Source organism: Pseudomonas sp. A0308, assembly GCF_044218815.1.
GTDB lineage: Bacteria > Pseudomonadota > Gammaproteobacteria > Pseudomonadales > Pseudomonadaceae > Aquipseudomonas > Aquipseudomonas iridis.
Genome location: NZ_CP162581.1, coordinates 5,571,266 through 5,591,803, shown reverse-complemented (window position 1 = coordinate 5,591,803; position 20,538 = coordinate 5,571,266). Strand labels below are relative to the sequence as shown.

The window sequence follows — 20,538 nt, the reverse complement described above, 5'->3', positions numbered from 1 at the left end:
TTTTTGCCAAGGATCGATATGACCAGCCTCACCCCCCAAGACACGTTCGTCCCCGGACGCATGCAACAGATGTCCACCCGCATCGCTTTTTTCATCGCCGGCCTCGGTATTGCCGCGTGGGCGCCACTGGTGCCGTACGCCAAGGCCCGCGCCGGGCTCAATGAGGGCACCTTGGGATTGCTGTTGTTGTGCCTCGGCGTCGGTTCGATTCTGGCGATGCCATTGGCGGGTATTTTGGCCACGCGGTTTGGCTGCCGACGCGTGGCAACTGGCGGCACGTTACTGATCTGCGCGGCGTTGCCGTTGCTGGCGACGGTGTCGTCGGTTCCGGCGCTGATTGCCACGCTGTTCATGTTCGGCGCCGGGCTGGGTACAGTGGATTCGACGGTGAACCTGCAAGCGGTGATCGTCGAGCGCGCCAGCGGCAAGAACATGATGTCGGGTTTTCACGGCTTGTTCAGTCTCGGCGGGATTGTCGGCGCGGCGGGCGTCAGCGCCCTGCTCGGCCTTGGTATGTCGCCGCTGGGTGCGATGCTGGTGGTGGTCGCGGTGCTGATCGGCGCGCTGTTCAAATGCGTCCCGCACATGCTGCCGTATGGCAGCGAAAGCTCGGGCCCGGCCTTCGCGGTGCCGCACGGCATCGTGCTGTTTATCGGCGGGATGTGTTTCATCGTGTTCCTCACCGAAGGCGCGGCGCTGGACTGGAGCGCGGTGTTCCTCGCTCAGGAACGCGGGATCGACACGGCATATGCGGGTTTGGGTTACGCGGCATTTGCCCTGACCATGACCGCCGGCCGCTTGATGGGCGACCGGATTGTGCGCAGTGTAGGTGCGACGCGGATCATTCTGTTTGGTGGCCTGTTGGCGGCGGCAGGCTTGTTCCTGGCGACGTTCGCGCCAAGCTGGCAACTCGCGCTGGTCGGTTATGCGCTGGTCGGTGCCGGTTGTTCGAACATCGTGCCGGTGCTGTACACGGCGGTCGGCAAGCAGACGGTGATGCCGGAAAGCATTGCCGTGCCGGCGATCACTACGCTGGGTTATGCGGGGATTCTGGCGGGGCCGGCGGTGATCGGGTTTGTCGCGCATGCCAGCAGTTTGAGTTTTGCGTTTGGGCTGATGGCGGTGTTGTTGGTGGCGGTGGCGATTGGCGGGAAGGTGTTGAAAGTCTGAACCGAGTGCAGCTGCCAGATTGCGAACTGTGTGGGAGTTGCTGAAGGCTGCGGTCTTTTGATTTGGTTTTTTGGGGGTTGGGGTTGGGGGCATATCCGTTGATGCGGGTGCTGCCGCTGGCGGTTTCGCTCTTACAGCGAGTCCCTTTTTCAAACGCCAAAAAGGAACCAAAAGGCTTTGCCCCGGCGTACGGCACTTCGCTGAGGCTCAGTGTTCCCTCGCTACGGTGTCCATCCGGGGGCATCGCCTCCGGTTTGCTTCGCTGCACCTCCTCTCGATGTATGCGGCTTCGCCGCACGGCGCTACGCGCCTAACCCCCGGATGAACACCTTCGCTCGGCCTGCCGATGGGGCAGAAGATCAAAAACCCAAGCCAAAGCCAAAGCCAAGCAGATCAAAAGATCGCAGCCTTCGGCAGCTCCTACAGGTGAGTTGATTACATCTGCCTGAGATTGGTCGGCTGTCAGACCGCCTTCGCGAGCAGGCTCGCTCCCACAATGGGATCGAGTGCACCCGCCAGAGCCTGGTCGGCTGGCAGGCCACTATCGCTGGCAAGCCAGCTCCCACAATTTTGATTTGCGAACACCCAATGCGGCGAAGTCCGCCCCACTCAACACAATGAGCGTTAGCTCGAGTGCAGCTCTTGATCTCAGAGCCCGTCGGCAGGCTGAGTGGAGGGATTCATCCGGGGAGGACATCGAAAGGAGGTGCAGCGAAGCAAGCCGGAATCGATGCCCCGGATGGATCCCGGAGCGAAGGAACCCGAGCCACAGCGAGGGCCGAACGTCAGGGCACAGACCTTTTGGTTACTTTTGGGGCGTTTGCCAAAAGTGACCCGCCGTAAGGGCGGAACCCTACTCAGCCATCACCCCAAAAACGGATCTGCCCCCCCAAGGCCTCAAAACCCCAAACTAGCCTGCACAAAAAACGTCCGCGGCGCCCCCACATACATCCCCGAATTGTTATCACTGGAGCGGGTGAAATACTGCTTGTCGAGGACATTCTTCACCCCGGCGCCCAGCTTCAGGTTCGACACCTGCGGCCCGAAGTCATAACCGCCGCGCACGTTCCAGGTCACATAGCCCGGAATATCACCGTACTGCCCATCCGCCGTGCCGTCAGTGATGTAGTTACCGTTAAAACTACCATCGGCGTTCACACCAGTACCCGGCGAACGCTGTTTCGACTGGGCGAAACCGTCGATGTTGTAGGTCCAGCGATTGACGTCATAGCGCAAACCAACGGTCGCCACCTGACGTGAGTAGAACGGCAGGTCACGGCCCTTGAAGCCTGGAATCTCGCCTTCATAGGTCGCACGGGTGTAAGTCAATCCAGCGTTGGCCGTCAGCCCCTCAAGGCGCGGATCCAGCGCCGCCATGTCGTAGTGCACCGAGGCTTCAATGCCCTGATGCTTGGTCGCACCGAGGTTGGTCCAGCCCACGTCGTTACTGATGTATTGCAGTTCGTCGTCGAAGTCGATGTAGAAAAGCGTCACTTCCCCGCCCCACACGTCATCGTTGTAACGCGTGCCGATCTCGTAGGTCTTGGCCTTTTCCGGTTGCAGACCGTTGGCGGTGTTATCGCCCGAGCCGCCCTGCCCCAGCTGGAAATATTGCAGGCTGCCGAACGAGGTTTCGTAGTTGGCAAACAGCTTCCACGCGTCTGACAGGTGATACATCACGCTCAACGCTGGCAGCGGTTCATTGCTTTCGATGCTGCGGTTTTTCTCTGGCACCGGTCTGCCGGCGGTATCGAGCACTGCGCGATCGTGCCAATCGGTGCTGATGTGCTCGAAGCGAATGCCCGGCGTGATGGTCCAGTTGCCGACGTCGATTTTGTTGTCGATGTAAACCGAGTTGGCCTCGGTGCCGCCGGTACGATCCTGGAACACGTGGCCGTCGGAAGTCGGCGTGACGACAGGCTGGTTGTTGACCAGCGCCAGTCGGCTCGACTGCTCGTGCATCGCTTCTTTCAGATAGCGATAACCGACGCTGACTTCCTGGGTGGTCGGGCCGACGTCGAACACGCGCGAGACACGCGGCTCGATGCCCAAGGTGTAATAAGAGCGCGGATACGAGCTGAGGGTTTTCTGGTCGCGTGCGGCGATGGTGCTGCCACGGAAACTGTCGGTGTAGTAGGTCAGCACTTCAGCCTGAGTGCGCTCGTCGATCTGGCGAATCCACTTGAACGATACGTCCTTGCGTCGGCCCGTAAAGCTGTCGTAGTCGCGCACCGACTCATACGGATTGTCGTCGTACTGCTTCTGCGTAAGGCCGCCGGGCATGTCGGCGCTGGCGTCGTAGTAATGGAAATTGAGGCTGAAATCATCCTGATCGGTCGGCGCCCAGTGCGTCTTGAGGAGCACGTCGTCAATGTCGTTGCCGTTGTTGCGCTCGCGGTAGCCGTGGCCGTTGACGCCTGAGTACAACAGCGCCACGCCCATGCCATTGTCGGCGGTGCCGCCGAGGAACGCCGTGTCGATGTGCTTCCATCCACCATACTGGGTGGTTTCCAGCGTGGTGCCGATCTCGCCAGTGGTTTTCTCCGGGATTGCGCGGGTGACGAAGTTGATCACGCCACCGACGTTTTGCGGCCCATAACGCACGGAGCCGGCACCACGCACGACGTCGATGCTGTCGAGGTTGCCCGACGAGATCGGCGCCATCGACAGTTGTGGCTGACCGTACGGCGCAAACGCCGCTGGCACGCCGTCGATCAGCACGGTGGAGCGTGGCGACAGACGCGACGTCAGACCGCGCACACCGACGTTCAGAGCAATGTCGCTGCCGCCGGTGCCGTTGGAGTCCTGCACCTGTACGCCGGGCACGCGTTTGAGCACGTCGCTGACGTTCATTGCGCCCTGCTCGACCATCGCTTCGCGGCGAATCACCGTCCGCGCGCCGGGGTGGTTTTGCACCACGGCCGCATTCGCGTCGCCGAGCCAGTCGCCGACCACTTTGATATCGGTCACGCCCAGTTCCAGCGGGCCGCTGGTGGCGGTGGAAGTCGCGGCGGGCGACAGCGTCACCGAGCCTTCGTTGATCTGATAATCCAGACCGCTGCCTTGCAGCAATTGGCGCAGCGCCTGCTCTGGCGAGAGATCACCGTCGACTGCCGGGGCTTGTTTGCCGGCGACCAGGTCCGGACTGAAAAACACTTGCAGCGAAGTTTGCTGGCCCAGTTCACTCAAGGCCTGACCCAGCGGCTGCGCGCGAATATGAATAGCTTCAGCAGCGAACGCCAAAGGCACGGCAGCGTTGACCGCCAGCGCGAGGGCCAGCGGCAACCAAGGAGATTTTTTGTTGTTGGCAGGGATGGTTTTCACGTCGAACGTAGTCCTGTGGATCGCAAGAGTGTGCGGCTGTTAATGCAAACCAGTTGCAGTTGAACAGGAAGACGATGAACTCGAAAAAAACCTGAATTTTATTTTGAAATTATTTCCTGGCTGCCATCCGCGAGGGTGCGAATGGCCACCGGCAGAATGTTCGGCAAGGCCTTGAGCAAGGCGTCGGTGTTGTCGGATTTGAACACGCTGGTAAGGCGCAGATTGGCCACACCGGGGTTGCTGACGGTCAGCGGTTGCTCGCGATAACGCGACACTTCAGCGGCCACTTCACTGAGGCGGGCGTTGTTGAACACCAGTTTGCCGCCACGCCACGCCGTCAGCTCCGCCGGATTGACCGCGTAGGCTGCCGCGACTTTGCCTTGCGCATCGACGTGGGTGCCGAGGCCGGCGGTCAGGTTGATAAATTCGTTGTCCGGCGCATCGTGTCCCTGCACTTTCACTGTGCCCTGCTCCACCGCTACCCGTGTCTGCGTCACGTCGCGGCGAACATCAAAGCGCGTTCCGGTGACCGTAATCTTGCCGCTGCCCGCCTCGACCACAAACGGTCGCGAGCTGTCGTGCTCGACGCTGAACATCGCCTCGCCTTCACTCAACTCGATGAGCCGGCGATCCTTTTCATAATGCACCTGCAAGCGACTGCGGTTGTTGAGGTCGATCACCGAGCCGTCCGGCAATGCCACATGCTTGCGCTCGCCGAGCGCGGTGGAGAATTCTGCGCTGTAACCGCCCGGGTGATTAAGGCCGCTGAACAGCCCCAGTCCAAGCGCCACCGCCAGCACACTGGCCGCCACCGCATAACGCAGCAGCGGACGCCGTTCGCGGCGCGCCGGTCGGGTTTCAGCGAGGGCTTTGAGGCGTGGCGCCGGCAGCAGGTCAGCCGCCGTCCACAGCCCTTGCAGCAACTGGAATTCATCACGGTGTTGCGGATGTTGATTCAGCCAGGCGTCAAAGCGCTGCTGCTCGTCGGCACTAACGGCCGGCTCCTGCAAACGCACAAACCAGCGAGCCGCGTCATCGCGCACCGTCGTTTGCCCGCACGCGCAATCACGAGTATCCATCATGGAATGTCCTGTTTGGCCGGGGATTCAATTACACACAGCCCCGTGCAGGAGCTGCCGAAGGCTGCGATCTTTTCGTCACAATGCAGATTCACGACTGCAACCCGTCCAGTCGATCACGCAGATGCCGCAGGGTGCGGATCATATACTTTTCGACCATGTTCTTGGACAGCCCCAGGCGTTCTGCGATTTCCGCCTGGGTCAGGCCTTCGATCTTCTGCCAGACAAAAATCTTCCGGCAATTGACTGGCAGCTCCGCGAGCGCCCGTTCGATGGAGTCGGCCAACTGGATCGCATGCATGTAATGCTCCGGGTCGCCGGATGACGACGCACTGTGATCGATCGCCTCCGACTCCATGGCGCCGCGCCGATCCTCCCGCCGATAGCCATCGACCGCAATATTGCGCGCGGTCTGGTGCAAATACGCCCGGGGTTGCTGCACCTCTGCCGAATCGGACTCAAGCACACGCACAAAGGTGTCGTGCGCCAGATCCTCGGCCTGCGCGCGATTGCGCAGGCGACGAGTCCAGGTGCCGATCAACTCTTCGTAATGCTCGAAAAAGCCGGGTCTGCGGGGACGCATGGGGGTATGGGTGTTGTGCTGAGGAAATGTGCGCGAATAGTAATGGTTACTATTAAGACCGGCAAATCATTCCGATCATAAGCAAATCCCCCTGTAGGAGCTGCGGCACGCTGCGATCTTTTGATCCTGGTTTTCCAAGAGCAAAAGATCGCAGCCTGCGGCAGCTCCTACACGGGACTATCGGGATCAGCCTTTTTCGTCGATTCCGGCCTGCAGGGTTTGGGTATCGAGATGCCCGCTCAAAGTGACAGGACCGACTTTCAGATCACCGTTCTCAAACGACACCTTCGGCGCGTTTTCCTCGGTTTTTTGTGGCAGATCCAGGCCAGCCTTGATGCCGTAATCGCGATTGTTCAGGTCGGTGCTGCTAACCTTCGAACCACCCAGATCAACCTTGCCGTCACTCGCCGAAATGCGCGCGCCGGTCAGTTGTGTCGCGCCGCCTACATTCAGCTTTACACCTTGACTGGCGCTGATGCCGGACGCCTGCGCGACGCTGTTCTTGTGCGCGTATTCGCCCTGCGCTTTCAGCGTCGGTTTGTAGTCGGTGCCGGCGAGTTTTTCCTTGTCGCTCGGTGGGTTTTTCTTGGCGGTCAGGCCAAGATCCACGTCAACCTTGGCGCTTGTCTTCGAGTCTTGACGGCTGTCGACTGCCAGATTACCGGCGACATTCCCGCTGACAGTCTTCGCATCGATTCGCGCGCCAGCCAACTCTGCATCGCCTGCGCTGTTCAACACCACATTGTCAGCCTTGATCTGGCTGTTCTGCTGCGTGGTGCTCTGCAGGTAATCCACGCCAACCTTGGCCCCGGCATTGAAGCCGTGATCGCTGCTGGCCTTCTCATCGGCGGCTGTCGGTTTCTTGCTGCTCAGGTTGCCGCCGGCATTCAGTGCGACATTCCAGTTATTACGGCTTTCAGTGGACTGTGCCGACTCCTGAACGTAGCCGCCCTTCTGTGCATCGACGTTGACGTTTGGTGCACTGACTTGCGTGCCTTGCAGATGAACAGCGTCACCGCTCAGGGCGATCCCGCTCTGGCTGGTGAGTTGGCCACCGGTCAGTGTTTGTGAGTGCTCATTGACCCGACCAATGTTGAAGTTGCCACTGAGATTGCCGCCCTGATCGCGGCTCTTCTCGCTGCTGGATTTGCTTCCGCCGCCCTTCAAGCCGCCGCCGAGATTGCTGCCGGTGGCAGTGTGAGTGTCGGTGGCTGCTTGCAGATCAAGCTTGCCATCAGCATGCAGATCGATGGCGCCAGCGCTGTCGATCGTCGTGCCTTGCTGGACCTGATTGCCGCCGCTGCTCAGTTGTACCGGGCCGTTGCCGGTGATGCTTGCGACATGGGCCTGAGTGTCAGAGGTCTGCTTGCCGGTGTGGTCGAGCTGGAAACCGGCGCCGAGATCGACGTTGGTGCCATCGCTGCCCGGCAAGGTGCCGACCGTCAGCGAGCCATTGCCGCGCAGACTGGCGTCACTGCTGTTCTGGCGATCGTTGGCCTGATTGAGCGCAAGATCGCCGTCGGTCTTGATGTTCACGCCGCCCTGCCCGCCGTCGAAACGGCTGCCTTCGAACTGCGCGTCGCCACCGACCTTGATGTTCACACCCTGGCTGCCGGCATAAGCGCCGACCACCGCCGTGGAACTGTCCTTGCTCGACTGGCTGCTGCCACCCAAGCCGCTACCGGCGACATTCACGTCTTCGCCGGTTTTGGTGTAGACCCGCACGTCGACTTTGGCATCCACCGAACTGTCGGTACTGGCGTGGGTATTGCTCGCGGCATCGGCAACCAGTTTGTCGGCGCTGATGTTCACTTTACCGGCGCTGGCGTTGTACTGCGTGCCTTGGTCGTGCAGCGTTCCGGCGACGTTCACGTCGACAGTGCCGCCGTCAAAACGACTGACCACAGCGTTGCTGGCTTGCTCGGTTTTCTCGGCGCTGCCGTGACCGACCGCGACGTCGATACCGACGTTGGGCTGACCGAGATTGGCCAGTGCATCCTTGTCCGGCACCTTGGCGTTCAGCACATCTTTAACCGCACCAGCGATAGGCCGGGCGATGTCTTTGTACTCGACGTTGGCACCGATATCCGCCGACCAGTTGCTCTGGTTATGGGTGCTGCTTTCGGTGTTGCTGGCCGCGCGGTTATCGACTTCGTTGGCCACGATGTTCAGACCGTTGCCAGCCTTCACTTGCGCGCCTTCGGTGGCGAGCTTGTCGGCGTTGATCGTCAGGCCGCCGCTGCTCTGCACGCTGGTGGTTTGCGCAGTGGTTTTGCTGCTGCTGTCCTGCGAGGTGCTGTGGGCGAAATCGATGCCACTGCCGGCGCGATCGAGGCCGCCGGTGTAATAGAAACCGCCGCCGGTGCTGGACTGGTCGGTGGAGGTTTTGTGGCTGTCCTGCTCGGCCAGCAACGACACGTTTTTACCGCTCAACGTCGTGTCGCCCGCGGTGGATTTAACGTCCGCGCCCTTGAGGGTCACGTCGCCGCCCGCCTTCACTTGCACGCTACCGCCGCTGAGGCTGGAACCTTGCTGGGTCACGTCGTTACGGGTCACGGTTTGTTGCTTGTCTTCGTAATGAATCCCGGCGCGATATTGCTCTGGCGTCTGCTCTTTGGCGTAGGCATCGAAGCCACGGGTTTCCGTCGTGGTGCTGCTGTCGTGGCTGTTCTGCGCGGAATGCACGTTCACATCCCCCGCCGCATCCGCGGTCAACGCGCCGCCCGACTTGACGGTCGAGCCGGCCACTTCGATATCTTTGGCGCTTTTGAGCTTGAGGTTGCTGTCGGACACCAGTTCGCTGCGCACCGTGGTGCTGTCCTTGGCGTTCTGGCGCGACTCGTCCTTGCTGATGCCGAAGAACTTGCTGTCCTTGTCATGATTGTTGCTGTGCGAGGTGTCTTGCACGCCGTCGACGATCAGCGAACCCTTGTCGCTGATCACGCTTGCGTCGGTGCCGCCACGGACCTGGCTGCCGCTGATGCGTACGTCGTCAGCCTTGACGATCAGTTTGCCCGCCGCATTGACTTTGCTGCCCTGATGCTGGGTCTGGCCCTTGTCGGCATCACCGGTTTTGCCAAAGAAACCACCGCCAACCAGATCGCCGGAATAGCGATTGTCGTTGCTGCGATCGGTGCGTGTGGCCGTGGTGATTTCCACCTGTTTGCCGGCCAGTTGCAGGTCGCCCGCACCGTTCAACTCGGCACCTTCGGAACGCAACAGCGCTGCGGTTTGCAGGGCGATATTGCCAGCCTTCAACTGGCTGGTGACACTGCGCTGCTCTTCGCTGCTGGTGTTCCAGTTGGCTTTCCACAAGTGTTTGCGGTGATTGCCCTGATCGGTCTGGGTGTGGCTTTCGGTGGCGGCGGTCAGACGCAGGTCACCGCCACTTTGCACGCTGAGATTCTTCGCCGCTTCGACTTTTGCAGCCTGCAACTGAGTGTCTTTGCCGGAGGACAATGTCGCGTCACGGCTGGCGATGATCTGGCTGCCGTGCTGACGCGACTCGCTGTCAGTTTGGGTACGGTCGTAGGTTTCCCACGTGATGCCGATGGTGCTGTTACTCCAGTTTTCGCGCTTTTCCTGGAGCTTGCGGCTTTCGACCGTACTCAGGGTCAGATTGCGCTTGGCATCGACGCTAACGTCACGACCACTGACATCGGTGGCGGCCAAGGTCAAGTCCTTGCCGCTGTGCAGGCCGACATCGCCCTGGCTGCTACGGATACCCGCGCGCGTCACGTCGAGACTGTTCGCCACTGCATCGCCGCTGACACTGAGGTCGCCGGCAGAACGAATCTGCACGCCATCGCGCCCGGCCACTTGTACCGCGCCAACTCGCACACCAGCGCCTTCAGCGGTGCTGACGATGTTGATGCGTCCGGCTTGCATCGCCCCGAACAGGCTGGCGTCGATGCGTTGATCGGCGGTGTTGCCTGCCGGGTCCACAGTCTTCACCTGGCCGCTGGCGTAATCGACCTGATTGCGGCCAACGGTGAGGTTGAGTTGATCGCGGGCATTGAGCGCGCCCTGGCTGTCGATACGCGGGGCAATCAGGTTGATCGAGCCCTCGCCGTTACGCAGGCCGCCGTTCTGAATCTGCAACTGGCCGCTGGCGTCACGGGTGCTCAGGGCTTGCAGTTTGCCGTCGTTCAACTCCGGACGACCGACCACCAGATTGGCGTTCGGCGTGTTGATGAAACTGCCGCCATTCACCGAGATGCCGTTGGGGTTGGCCAGCACATAATCGGCGGCGCGACCGAAGATTTCCTGTGCGCCGTTGATGGCCGATGGGTTGCGGCTGATCACTTCGTTGAGGATCACGCTCGCCGCTTGCCCTTGCAGTTGCGGGTTGGCCGCCAGTTGCCCGGCGAGTTGCGACTGTCCGGCCTGCAAGGCGTTGTTCAGCACCAGACCCTGGCGGTCGACGTTGTAGTCGAGGAACTGATTGTGCGACAGGCCCGAGCCGTTAGGCGCGACGATATTGACGATGGGCACACCGCCCTGAGTCTGCAATTGCGCGGTGCCGCCCGGTCCGGGAGCGACGACTACACCACCGGCCAAAGCGCTCGGCAGGTGCACGGCGAAGAACAGACTGGCGATCGCCCAACGCAATTTGCCCCGTGGGGAAAGATGAAATGCAAAGGTAGGTGCTGGCATAAGAACGTCTCCATGTAAGTACGGCATCACGTCGCGCGTTTTGGTGTTGGCCGTGGCTGTCGCGCTCAGATCCGACGGCTGTTTGTTCACTGCATTGTTCGTATCAGTCATATCTGCACCCCGACCCGCATCAGCCAGGTTTCGGGCTCGTGTTGCAGTCCGTTTGGGGTGTTGAGGGCGCGTTGGTAATCGACGTCCACTTGCAGGTTCTTCCAGCCCAGATTCAGGCCGACACTGGCGCCGCTCAGGCGTTGACCCTGAGCGCCGTGATCGGCCTTTATCCAGCCGTGGTCGAGGCCGACACGCGGGGTCATCTGCACCGGCCATTCGCTGCGCAGCGGCAGGCGCAAGGTGTTGCGCCAGATCGCACCGCTGGCACCGGAGGCACTGCTGACGCGATAACCGCGCACCGCCGAATCGTCGGTACCCAGCAGTTGCTCGATGGCCGGCAATGGGTCCGGGCTGTACTGCAAATTGAGTTGGCTCTGCCACTGCCAGGCTTGCGCGCCGAACTGGCCATTGCGCCATTGACTGAGGCCGGCGCGGTACTTGCGAAACTGTGCCTTCGGCAGGTTGTTGATCGCCTGTCGGGAATCGTCATCGGCACCGAACCAGCGCAGTCCTTGCGCGTAGTTGACGTCGAGATTCCACACCGCGCGGTCGAGCCAGAACAGATTGAGCCCGGCTTCGGCCACGGTCAGGGTCGGGCTCTGGATGCCCAGACGGACGTGTTGCAGATAACTGTCGACGTCCTTGTGCGCCAGTTGCAGATTGGCGCTGAGCTGGCGGCTCTGGTCGCGCCACAACACGCGGTCGGCGCGCAGGCTGACCTGGTCAGTGATGCCGGTGCTGTGAAAAGTCGTGCTCGGCAATTTGAACGGCGCGCGGTATTCGGCGTGGCTGGCGAACACGCTGTAGGTCCAGTAGCCGTAGGGGATCGCGTAATACAGGCTGGCGTTGCGGCTATAGCGGTCGCCCTGATTCAACGTGTCACTGGCGCTGAGGCTCAACAGGTCGTTGAGTTCCAGCGGACTGTCGAGGCTCAGACTGAGGGTATCGCGGTCGCGCCCGGTGCTGGCGCTGCCGAGGTTGTCGATCCCTGCATTCAAGGCCCAGCGCGAGTGCCCGGTGGTGCGCGAGCGCAGGATGATCCGTGAGGCGCCGGGCTGGCTGCCGGGGGCGATGTCGGCGGTGAGGTCAACCGAGCGCAAGCGGTTCAACTGATCCAGCCCCTGCTCCAGATCGCGCAGGTTCAACGGCCCACCGAGCATGCCCGGGAACGCACCACCGAGGGAAACCGGCAGGCTTTGATCGGCCAGTTCGATGGACTCGATGTAGCCTTCGTCAATCCGGATGTCCAGCGACTGCCCCGCCGCCGGTGCGCTCACCAGATAGGGACGGCTGGCGATGTAGCCCTTCTCGACGTAAATCGCGGTGATGGTCGCCAGCAGATGATTGATCTGGCCGACGCCCATGCACGGCGCGAGCAGCGGCTTGATGCGGGCATTGAGTTTGTCGCTGTCGATCAGCGTGACGCCGCCGATGCGCGTGCCGCTTAACGGCCAGCAGCGCTCATCGGGAGTAACGGTTTGGGGAATCGCTGGAGTGACCGGCGCCGGGCCGAACGCGCCGCGCTCCAACTGACGTTTTCTTTGCTCAAGTTGCAGCTGTTGCAAATCGCGCTGTTGCTGTTGCTGCTGGCGCAGCACTTCCTGGCCCGGTGCGACAGGTTCGGCCGCTTCAAGCGAGGACGCAACCACGCTCAACACAACGACCGACCACAGCGGCCAACCCGTGACATAACGAGGAAAAACAGCGCGAATCGAATACGGCACGCAACATCCTTGCGATCATTGAATGGCGTAATGCCACATCATCAATGATCGTGATAGTCGGAGCCCTCCTACACAAATGCAAGACGCTTCCTACAGCGCTTACATTTCTTAAACAATTGCTTTTGTTGCTCTTATTGTTAGCAGCAACGCCACGGCACTGCAGGCTATCAGGGTTTCCCCGAGGGCCTGAGACCACCCGGCGAGCATCATGCCCGCGCCGATCAGCAGGTAATAAATCAGTCCCAACAAAGCTCCGGCAGTGCCGAGACGATCCGAGTAATAGACCAGCGCCAGGCCAAGAATATTGGGGATTGCCATGCCGAACGCCAGCACGATCAGCAACATCGGCAGCACAAACGCGCCACTGTCCTGCAGCCACCAGACGCCAAGGCCACCGAGCAAACCGGTGACGGCGGCGAGCCGGATCAACTGCATCGCGGCACACCCTGCCTGCAACAATCGCCTGTTGGCCCATGCGCCAAAACCTGAGCCCAGCGCGAGGATCACGCCGCTGTAGCCGAACCATGTTGCGTCCAGATTCAGACGCTGAAAAATGAACGGGCCAAGGCTGTAATAACTGAACAGCGCCACATTGAACGCAGCAATCCATAACGCCGAGCGCCAGATGCCCAAGTCGCGCAGCATGCGAGCGAGGGTTTCCCACACACAAACGTGGGGCGTTTGCTGAGGGCGGGTTTCCGGCAAGGCGTAGCAACTCCAGAACCACAGCGTCGCAGCGATTAAAACCAGCGCAATCAGCACGCCGCGATAGCCGAATGCTTCGACCAGACTGGCACCGCTGAACAAACCGATCGCCGGACTGGCCGCCAACGCGATGCCCACCAGGGAAAACACCTGCGCCAGTTCTGCGCCTTTGAAACGGTCACGCAGCAAAGTTTGCGTGACCACTGAGCCCACCGCCGCGCCGAATGCCGCCAAACCCTGCGCCAGCAGCAGACCGTTGAAACTGCTGACGCGCAGCGCGATAACCGTGGCGACCGCGTAGATCGCCAACCCCACAAGCATGACCGGACGCCGGCCGATGCGATCACACAATCGCCCCCACACCACCACGCCCACGGCAAAGGCGAGAAAGTAAACCGACAAAGTCTGCGCTGCCGCCTCAGGACTGACTTCAAACACCCGACCAATATCCCCCAGCGCCGGGCTGTAAAGGGTCTGCGCAATCTGCGGAAACATCAGCAACGCAATCGCCAGCGGTAACAGATTTCTGTTGTTCATTGTTTATGACTCCTCGAGTAAACCGTCGGGGAGTTTAAGAACTGCTGACTGGCGTATTATCCGAATCCTGCCAATTTATCGCGCAAATCGGACAACCCATGGCCTGGATCGACGCCCACACACTCTTTGACGCGGACCATTACTCGGCGCCGGTGATCGGCATCGCAGCGATACTGGGTGATCACGATTCCGGACAACATCAGCACCTGCACGGACAACTGCTGTACACCCGCCAGGGCTGCACGCGCATCACCCTCGCGCAACAATTGTGTCTGCTGCCACCGTCGCGCGCGGCGTGGATTCCGGCGGGGGTGAGCCATCGCGCGGTGATGCAGCAAAGCGTCGATTACCGCTCTATTTACCTGATCCCGGAACTGTGCCGCGAGCTGCCGCAACAGGTCTGCGTTATCGAAGTCAGCCCTCTGCTGCGCGCCGTGCTGGAGCCCATGGCCACGGCGGATTTCGACACTGATTGGCAACAGGGCAAATTCGCCCATCTACTTGGCTTGTGCCTGAGCGAAATTGTTGAAGCGGCACAACAACCGATGTTGTTGCCGTTGCCACGGGACAAGCGTTTGCTGCCACTGCTCGCAACACCGGAACAATTGCCGCCGGAACTGCAGGTGCTGGAACGCCAGATCGGCGCCAGCAGCCGCACCATCGGCCGAATCTTCCAGCGCGAGACCGGCATGAGTTATCAGCAGTGGCGCCAGCAATGGCGGTTGATGCGCGCCATGGAGTTGCTCGCCACCGGACGCAGCCTCAGTTATTGCAGCTTCGAACTGGGCTTCGCCAGTGACAGCGCGTTCATCGCGTTCTTCAAAGCCATGACCGGCAGCACACCCGGCCAGTGGCTCAAATAAACATTTGAAGACCGGCGCACGCCTCCACGCAAATTGTGATGTGGCCTCAGGCCTGAGGCGTTTTGCGGAAGCCTACCGCCAAGCGGTTCCAGCTGTTGATGGTGCTGATCGCGACGCTCAGGTCGACCATTTCCTTGGGCGAAAACTGCGCGGCAACGACGTCGTAGTCTTCGTCCGGCGCGTGGGTCAGGCTCAGTTGGGTCAGCGATTCGGTCCACAGCAGCGCGGCGCGCTCACGGTCACTGAAGAATGGCGCTTCACGCCATGCGGTCACCGCAAACAGACGCCGTGGAGTTTCGCCACCCTTGATTGCATCGGCGGTGTGCATGTCGATACAGAAAGCGCAGCCGTTGATTTGCGAGGCGCGCAGCTTGACCAGTTCGATCAGGGTTTTTTCCAGCGGCAGCTTTGAGACGGCGGTTTCCAGGGCGATCATCGCTTTCAGGGCGTCCGGGGAAGCAGTGTAGAAATCGATACGAGGTTGCATGGTGGTTTTCCGGGGCAAGTGAATGTGTGGCTACGTTAGTCCCGGTGCAGCGCTCGGCAAATAGCCAATATTCCTGAAGAACAGTAGGCCACTCCATCGACCGCTCGTCACTCGGGCGGCACAAAGCGTAGGGGGCCTCAGACCAATATCAGGTAAATCCCCTTTTTGGAGACGTACCATGATGACGCGCAAAATTACCTCGTTACTGCTCGCTGGCCTGCTGGCCACGGCATCGGCTGCCAGCTTCGCTGCCAACGACGGCGCCGATGCAACGGGCACCAAATCGGGTTCTACCAGCGGCTCGACCATGCCACCGGACAACACACCGGGCGCGCCATCGGGCGGTAACGGCGCCGACGGCACCGGCACCAACGGCGGCGCCAGCGGATCGGGCTCCGGCGCCGGTGGTGGCACTGGTTCGGCGGGTGGCGGTACCGGCGGTGCGGGTGGTGGCACGGGTGGCTGAACGAACAAGAGCCATCCGTGGTAAAGATCTTTCCACGTGCTCTCTAGACATTCACACAATCTGTGCTCGCTGAAAAAACCTGTGGGAGCTGGCTTGCCAGCGATGGCGTCACTACAGTCAGCCTCTTCTCAAGTTGACAGACCGCTATCGCTGGCAAGCCAGCTCCCACAGGTTTTTGTGGTGGTCTTTGTGTCAGCGGTCGTAGCGCATCAGCTCACCGGTGCCGTCATCCGTAGACAGCACCGCCGCCCGATTGCGCCCGGCATTTTTGGCCTGATACAACGCCGCATCCGCGCGCTGGATAAACACTTCAATGCTGTCATTGCCGCTGGGGACAAACGAGTAGCAGCCCAAACTGACCGTCAGATAACCGGTGGGCGAACCACTGTGGGTGATGCGTTTGTCGATCACGCTGCGGCGAATCTGCCCGGCAATCGCCAATGCGCCATTGATGTCTGTGTCAGGCAATAAAACCGCGAACTCCTCGCCCCCGTAACGCACGACCAGATCAGACTTGCGCTGGCAGCAGTTCTTCAGCACCTGGGCCACTTGCGTCAGGCAATGATCCCCCGCCACATGCCCATAAGCGTCGTTGTAACGCTTGAAGAAATCGATATCGAGCATGATCAGGCTGACCGGACTGACCTGCCGCGCACCACGGGCAAACTCGATCTCCAGCGATCGCTCGAACAGGCGCCGATTGGCCAGCCCGGTGAGGCTGTCGTGAGTGGCGATCTGCTCCAGCGCCCGTTGCGCCTTGCGCAGGTTTTTCTCGATCCGCTCGCCGTCGCGCACCTGATGGATAAACACCCAGCCGAACAAACCGATACCCAGCATCACCAACGCCACAATCACGCTGGACTGAAACGCGCGTTCATACCAACCCTTGAGAATCGTGTCTCGCGAAGTCGCGGCCGACACCACCAGCGGATACGCCGACAGTTGCCGGTAGCCGTACAAACGGGTGACACCATCGACGACCGATTTGAACATCGCCGTTCCGGCAGAGGCATTGGGCAACAGCGACTGATAAATTTCGCCTTTGGCCAGTGAAGTGCCAATCAGGGATTCATCGTACGGCCGGCGGGCGAGCAAAGTGCCATCAGTCAGGCCGATAAACATGATCCCGTTTTCATCGAGGCTGAAGCTTTTAAAGAACTGCTCGAAATACGACATTTTGATCCCGGCCAGCAACACACCCTGAAAGTTGCCGGCACGATCGTTGACGCGTTTGGAGATCGGGATGATCCATTCGCCGTTCTCGCGGCTGCGAATCGCCGGGCCGATATGCGCTACCGCCGAGACGTTCTGCTGATGAAACTTGAAGTATTCGCGATCAGCCACGCTGTTGCCATGGGGCAGATCAGGGAATGAGGTAACGACCCAGTGCCCTTGGTCGTCGAACAGAAACATGCCGTGCAACTGCTCCAGCTGCTGCACCCGTCGGGAGAACGTTTTCTGCAAGCGCGGTTTTAGCGCCGTACCGTAACCGTCGTCCTGAACCCAGTCGACCAGACTGGTCAGCACCAGGTCCGCCGCCAGAAACGTATCCTCTGCCTGCTGTGCCATCGCCCGGGTCAGGTTGCTCGAGGCCATTTGCGCAACCGCCAGATCCTGGCGCCGCGACTGCTCAAGTTGCAGGTACAGCAAACCAAACAGGCACAAACTCACCGCAACGATAAACAGCACCGCCGCTTTGCGCAGCGGCAGACGCTTTAGCGTGCCGGGAGCCTGATGCGGATCGTGAATGGGGATTGGCAAAAACATGTCCTGGGCAGGTACGACAGGGGCGCGAGCCCGAAACCCTTATGAATTGTGAGCTTAGTCCACCGGGGTGCAAGGGGCAAACGCCCCGCTCCCGCCCAGTTGTATCGGCGCAATGCGCGATTGGATGACTGCCGTGGGTCGAATTATTTTTGCTCAGGCGAATGAGCCGAGGGGTACAGGGGGATTTGCCAGCCCCCAGGTTTTATGAGCGAGGTTTGTTGATTTCCCGGAGCAAATCCGCGACGGGAATATGCATGGTGTTTGAATAATAGGGTTTATAGCCGTAGGCGGTGACGACGACTTTGCAGGGGATTTGTTGTTTGTTGGAAAGGAGTTGGTTCATTTCTGCTACTGACAAGTCCCTTTCCGAGCTACGGTTGTCAGAGGTTCCAGTGATAAACGCAGGGGTGAGATACGAGAGTTTTGCCTCGCTAGCTTGATTTTTTTCAGACCCGATCAAACCGATTGCAGAAAATCGTATGGCTTTACCAACCGAAAAGTCGTGGTCATCTGCCAAAGCACACCTAAGCGTGCCTGAAATCATTCCCTGCCTTTCTCCTCGGCCAAAAAGATCCAGAACATCAACATCCGACTGATACCTGATGACGTATAAAAGAGATCGTTCTCTTTCTACAGATACAAAAATCAAATTTGCTGGAGGCTGTAAATGGTCTTTTGCACACCCGGAGCAAATAGCTAGAACCACACAAAGGAACAACTTATACATCACGAAAACTCCTTCATGATTGAGTCAAACAGCAAGTCACTTGCCGATTTGGCCCCGGCTATATGGGCGGTAAACAGCCCCAATGCATTTGCGTGATTAGCGTCTACGTCTGCAGGCGCCCATTTTGGCGCCTGCATTTCATGAGCAAATGGCGATCACATCACCGCGCCGGAGGCACCCGAATATCCCCCGCCCGGCACTGAGTTTTCACACCCTTGCCGCACGCGCCAAACTGCAGATCCTTGCCCATGCACACGCGCACTTCCGACAACTCCGGGCCACTGCAAATCACCGCGATGCCATCAGCGGGAATCCCCGGATTGGCCTTGCGAAACAAGTCGGAAATTTCCTGCGCCTCGAAGTAATACGACGTACTGAACGGTTGCAACTCCTGAGGAATTTTCACCGTGCCAACCGCTTTATCCGCCGCATCCAGATACCCCATTGCACCGAGGCCGCTGCAAGTGCCGTGCTTGGACCATTCGTGATCGAGGAGTTTTTTGGTCGGGAACAACGTCATGCCTTTGTTGCTTTCCGCGGCCGACAGTGTGGTCAGCGGCGGACAGGATTGCGGCCAGCCGCCCTTGGCGTATTGCGGCCACAAGCCGTGCAGGACAAAGCCATAACCCTTGCCGGAACACTGTACGTCGTCCTTGTGTGTCAAACAGAAGGTCGGCGACCAGGACAGCGTCAGCAGGTAATAATCGAACACCCCCGCCACCGACTCCGCTTGCGCCTTGCTCGACTGCGATTGGCGCGCCGAACTCAGGCCGATGCTACCGGCCGTCAGCGCAATCACTGCCAAAATTGTAAACAGCTTTTTCATGTACCCGCTCCTTGGGACGCCTGCGTCCGTGGTTTCGATCCTGACAAGACTGGTCAGCGCAGATTTGGACACGCTTGTGTTGCAAGCGCATGACGCACGGCAACGTTGTACCCCGTTGAAAGGTCTACGATTAATAAGCAGACATCACAAACAGGGAACCGATATGAGTAAAGCAGACGAACTCGCCGCGAAGCTCAAGCAAACCCGGCATAGCCACGCGGACGACATCACCTGCGCCGAACTGGAGATCGATTGCTGGCCCGCGCAGGTGTATGCCCTGTACCACCGCATCGAAACCTGGCTGCAACCGGTGACCGAAGTCGGCCTGAAAATTCGGCGCAATCCTACGCACATCTGCGAAACCTCTCCGGACGGCGAAGCCCACGATTACGCTATCGATCAGTTGGTGATCGAAGCGAATAACCAAAGCCTGACCTTTGATCCCATCGCACGATTTACCGAAGACGGCGCCGGACGCGTGCAAATCACCCTGCCGGACAGAAACACCTATCTGCTGCGCACCGTCGATGAACATCACGAAAGCCACTGGTGGATGCAAACCGTTGAAACCGGGCAACAGCTGGATGCCATCGCGCTGACGGAAAACAACCTGTTGTCGGTGGTGCAGGAAGGACTCGGCCTGTAGGAAAGATTACTGCCTGCGCGCCGAGCAGAAATCGATGATCACCTGCGAAACAGCGGCGATCATCTGCGGATCGGCGTGTGAGGCTGTAAACAAACGAAATTGCACATCCGGCAACAGCGGCAACCCCAGTTCGGGCCCCAACGCGGCGAGCCCCGCACCGAGCTGACTGGCGGCCATCGGCGAGACGGCAAACCCGGACAACGCCGCCGCGCGCAAAGCGGCGGTGCTGGTGCACAGCATCGCGGTGCGCTGGGCAATGCCGGCCTGCGCCAGTCGGGTCAATGCGGCTTCGCGATACGGACACGGCTCGGGGAATAGCGCCAGCGGCAACGGTGACGGCAGATGCACAAGCGGTTGCGCCGACCACGCCCACACCAACGGTTCCTGCCAAAGCAAAAGTCCGGAGGCCCCGGTCTCGCAGAGCGATCCAATCACCAGTTCCAACTCGCCCTGTTTCATCAGGCCGAGCAACGTGCCGGGAATATTGACCTGGACGTCGATCTCCATCCCCGGATGCTGCGCCGCGCAATCCTGCAAAGCTCGCAATAGACGCGCCTCAACAAAATCCTCCGACACGCCGATCCGCACGCGCCCCGCGAACGGCGTGCGCGTCAGCTGCGCCCAGGCATCGCGGTTCAACGCCAGAATCGTCCGCGCATAGGCGATCAGTCGTTCGCCATCCGGCGTCAGTTGCTGGGAGCGTGTGGTGCGTTTGAGCAAGGGTTTGCCGATCTGCTCCTCTAGCCGGCGCAGATGACCACTGACCGCCGACTGAGTCAGATGCAATTTTTCGGCGGCGCGGCTGAAACCGTCTTCATCGACGACGGTGACAAAAGTCCTGAGCAGGAGAGCGTCAAACATAGTGAG

At 60.1% G+C, this 20,538-nt stretch carries 15 protein-coding genes; 4 read left to right on the top strand and 11 right to left on the bottom strand.

Going from position 1 to position 20,538, the window contains the following annotated elements:
- The first annotated feature begins 18 nt into the window (after nucleotides 1–18).
- Complete coding sequence (locus tag AB4P92_RS25895; protein WP_115147256.1) at nucleotides 19–1,170, top strand: MFS transporter; 1,152 nt, start codon at nucleotides 19–21, stop codon at nucleotides 1,168–1,170.
- Between the two features lie 897 nt (nucleotides 1,171–2,067).
- On the opposite strand, the gene AB4P92_RS25890 is transcribed toward AB4P92_RS25895, so the two are convergent.
- The 6 genes from AB4P92_RS25890 to AB4P92_RS25865 all read right to left on the bottom strand — a co-directional run bounded on the left by AB4P92_RS25890 (nucleotide 2,068) and on the right by AB4P92_RS25865 (nucleotide 13,889).
- On the bottom strand, nucleotides 2,068–4,494 hold the full coding sequence (locus AB4P92_RS25890; protein ID WP_395598374.1) for a TonB-dependent siderophore receptor: 2,427 nt from the start codon (nucleotides 4,492–4,494) through the stop codon (nucleotides 2,068–2,070).
- A gap of 98 nt (nucleotides 4,495–4,592) precedes the next feature.
- A complete protein-coding gene (locus tag AB4P92_RS25885) occupies nucleotides 4,593–5,576 on the bottom strand; it encodes a FecR family protein (RefSeq protein WP_395598373.1) in 984 nt (327 codons plus the stop codon).
- 88 nt (nucleotides 5,577–5,664) lie between these two features.
- Complete coding sequence (locus AB4P92_RS25880) at nucleotides 5,665–6,156, bottom strand: sigma-70 family RNA polymerase sigma factor (protein ID WP_047300659.1); 492 nt, start codon at nucleotides 6,154–6,156, stop codon at nucleotides 5,665–5,667.
- Between the two features lie 186 nt (nucleotides 6,157–6,342).
- Nucleotides 6,343–10,812, bottom strand: coding sequence for a hemagglutinin repeat-containing protein (locus AB4P92_RS25875; RefSeq protein ID WP_395598372.1), 4,470 nt, complete (start codon nucleotides 10,810–10,812; stop codon nucleotides 6,343–6,345).
- Nucleotides 10,813–10,919: 107 nt separating this feature from the next.
- Nucleotides 10,920–12,647 (bottom strand): ShlB/FhaC/HecB family hemolysin secretion/activation protein, encoded by a 1,728-nt coding sequence (locus AB4P92_RS25870; RefSeq protein ID WP_395598371.1) that lies wholly within the window; start codon nucleotides 12,645–12,647, stop codon nucleotides 10,920–10,922.
- A 108-nt stretch (nucleotides 12,648–12,755) separates the two neighbouring features.
- Nucleotides 12,756–13,889 (bottom strand): MFS transporter, encoded by a 1,134-nt coding sequence (locus AB4P92_RS25865; RefSeq protein ID WP_395598370.1) that lies wholly within the window; start codon nucleotides 13,887–13,889, stop codon nucleotides 12,756–12,758.
- A 98-nt stretch (nucleotides 13,890–13,987) separates the two neighbouring features.
- Between AB4P92_RS25865 and AB4P92_RS25860 the strand changes: the two genes are divergently transcribed.
- Nucleotides 13,988–14,752 (top strand): AraC family transcriptional regulator, encoded by a 765-nt coding sequence (locus tag AB4P92_RS25860; protein WP_395598369.1) that lies wholly within the window; start codon nucleotides 13,988–13,990, stop codon nucleotides 14,750–14,752.
- Between the two features lie 46 nt (nucleotides 14,753–14,798).
- Here AB4P92_RS25860 and AB4P92_RS25855 read toward each other — a convergent pair whose 3' ends face one another.
- On the bottom strand, nucleotides 14,799–15,239 hold the full coding sequence (locus tag AB4P92_RS25855; RefSeq protein ID WP_042560104.1) for a carboxymuconolactone decarboxylase family protein: 441 nt from the start codon (nucleotides 15,237–15,239) through the stop codon (nucleotides 14,799–14,801).
- Nucleotides 15,240–15,417: 178 nt separating this feature from the next.
- Between AB4P92_RS25855 and AB4P92_RS25850 the strand changes: the two genes are divergently transcribed.
- Entirely contained in the window at nucleotides 15,418–15,705 is a 288-nt protein-coding gene (locus tag AB4P92_RS25850; RefSeq protein ID WP_395598368.1) for a hypothetical protein, read from the top strand.
- 192 nt (nucleotides 15,706–15,897) lie between these two features.
- Here the strand turns inward: AB4P92_RS25850 and AB4P92_RS25845 are convergent, their stop codons facing one another.
- The 3 genes from AB4P92_RS25845 to AB4P92_RS25835 form a co-directional block, all read right to left on the bottom strand.
- On the bottom strand, nucleotides 15,898–17,466 hold the full coding sequence (locus AB4P92_RS25845) for a sensor domain-containing diguanylate cyclase (RefSeq protein WP_115147318.1): 1,569 nt from the start codon (nucleotides 17,464–17,466) through the stop codon (nucleotides 15,898–15,900).
- A gap of 208 nt (nucleotides 17,467–17,674) precedes the next feature.
- Entirely contained in the window at nucleotides 17,675–18,199 is a 525-nt protein-coding gene (locus AB4P92_RS25840; RefSeq protein WP_395598367.1) for a hypothetical protein, read from the bottom strand.
- A 160-nt stretch (nucleotides 18,200–18,359) separates the two neighbouring features.
- Nucleotides 18,360–19,025: a ribonuclease T2 gene (locus AB4P92_RS25835; RefSeq protein WP_115147248.1), complete on the bottom strand. Its 666-nt coding sequence runs from the start codon at nucleotides 19,023–19,025 to the stop codon at nucleotides 18,360–18,362.
- Between the two features lie 163 nt (nucleotides 19,026–19,188).
- Between AB4P92_RS25835 and AB4P92_RS25830 the strand changes: the two genes are divergently transcribed.
- Nucleotides 19,189–19,671 carry a hypothetical protein gene (locus tag AB4P92_RS25830; RefSeq protein ID WP_395598366.1) on the top strand — a complete coding sequence of 161 codons (483 nt, stop codon included), beginning with the start codon at nucleotides 19,189–19,191 and terminating at the stop codon, nucleotides 19,669–19,671.
- A 6-nt stretch (nucleotides 19,672–19,677) separates the two neighbouring features.
- On the opposite strand, the gene AB4P92_RS25825 is transcribed toward AB4P92_RS25830, so the two are convergent.
- The gene (locus tag AB4P92_RS25825) at nucleotides 19,678–20,532 is read right to left on the bottom strand and encodes a LysR family transcriptional regulator (protein WP_395598365.1); all 855 of its coding nucleotides are present in this window, start codon (nucleotides 20,530–20,532) and stop codon (nucleotides 19,678–19,680) included.
- Nucleotides 20,533–20,538 lie beyond the last annotated feature (6 nt).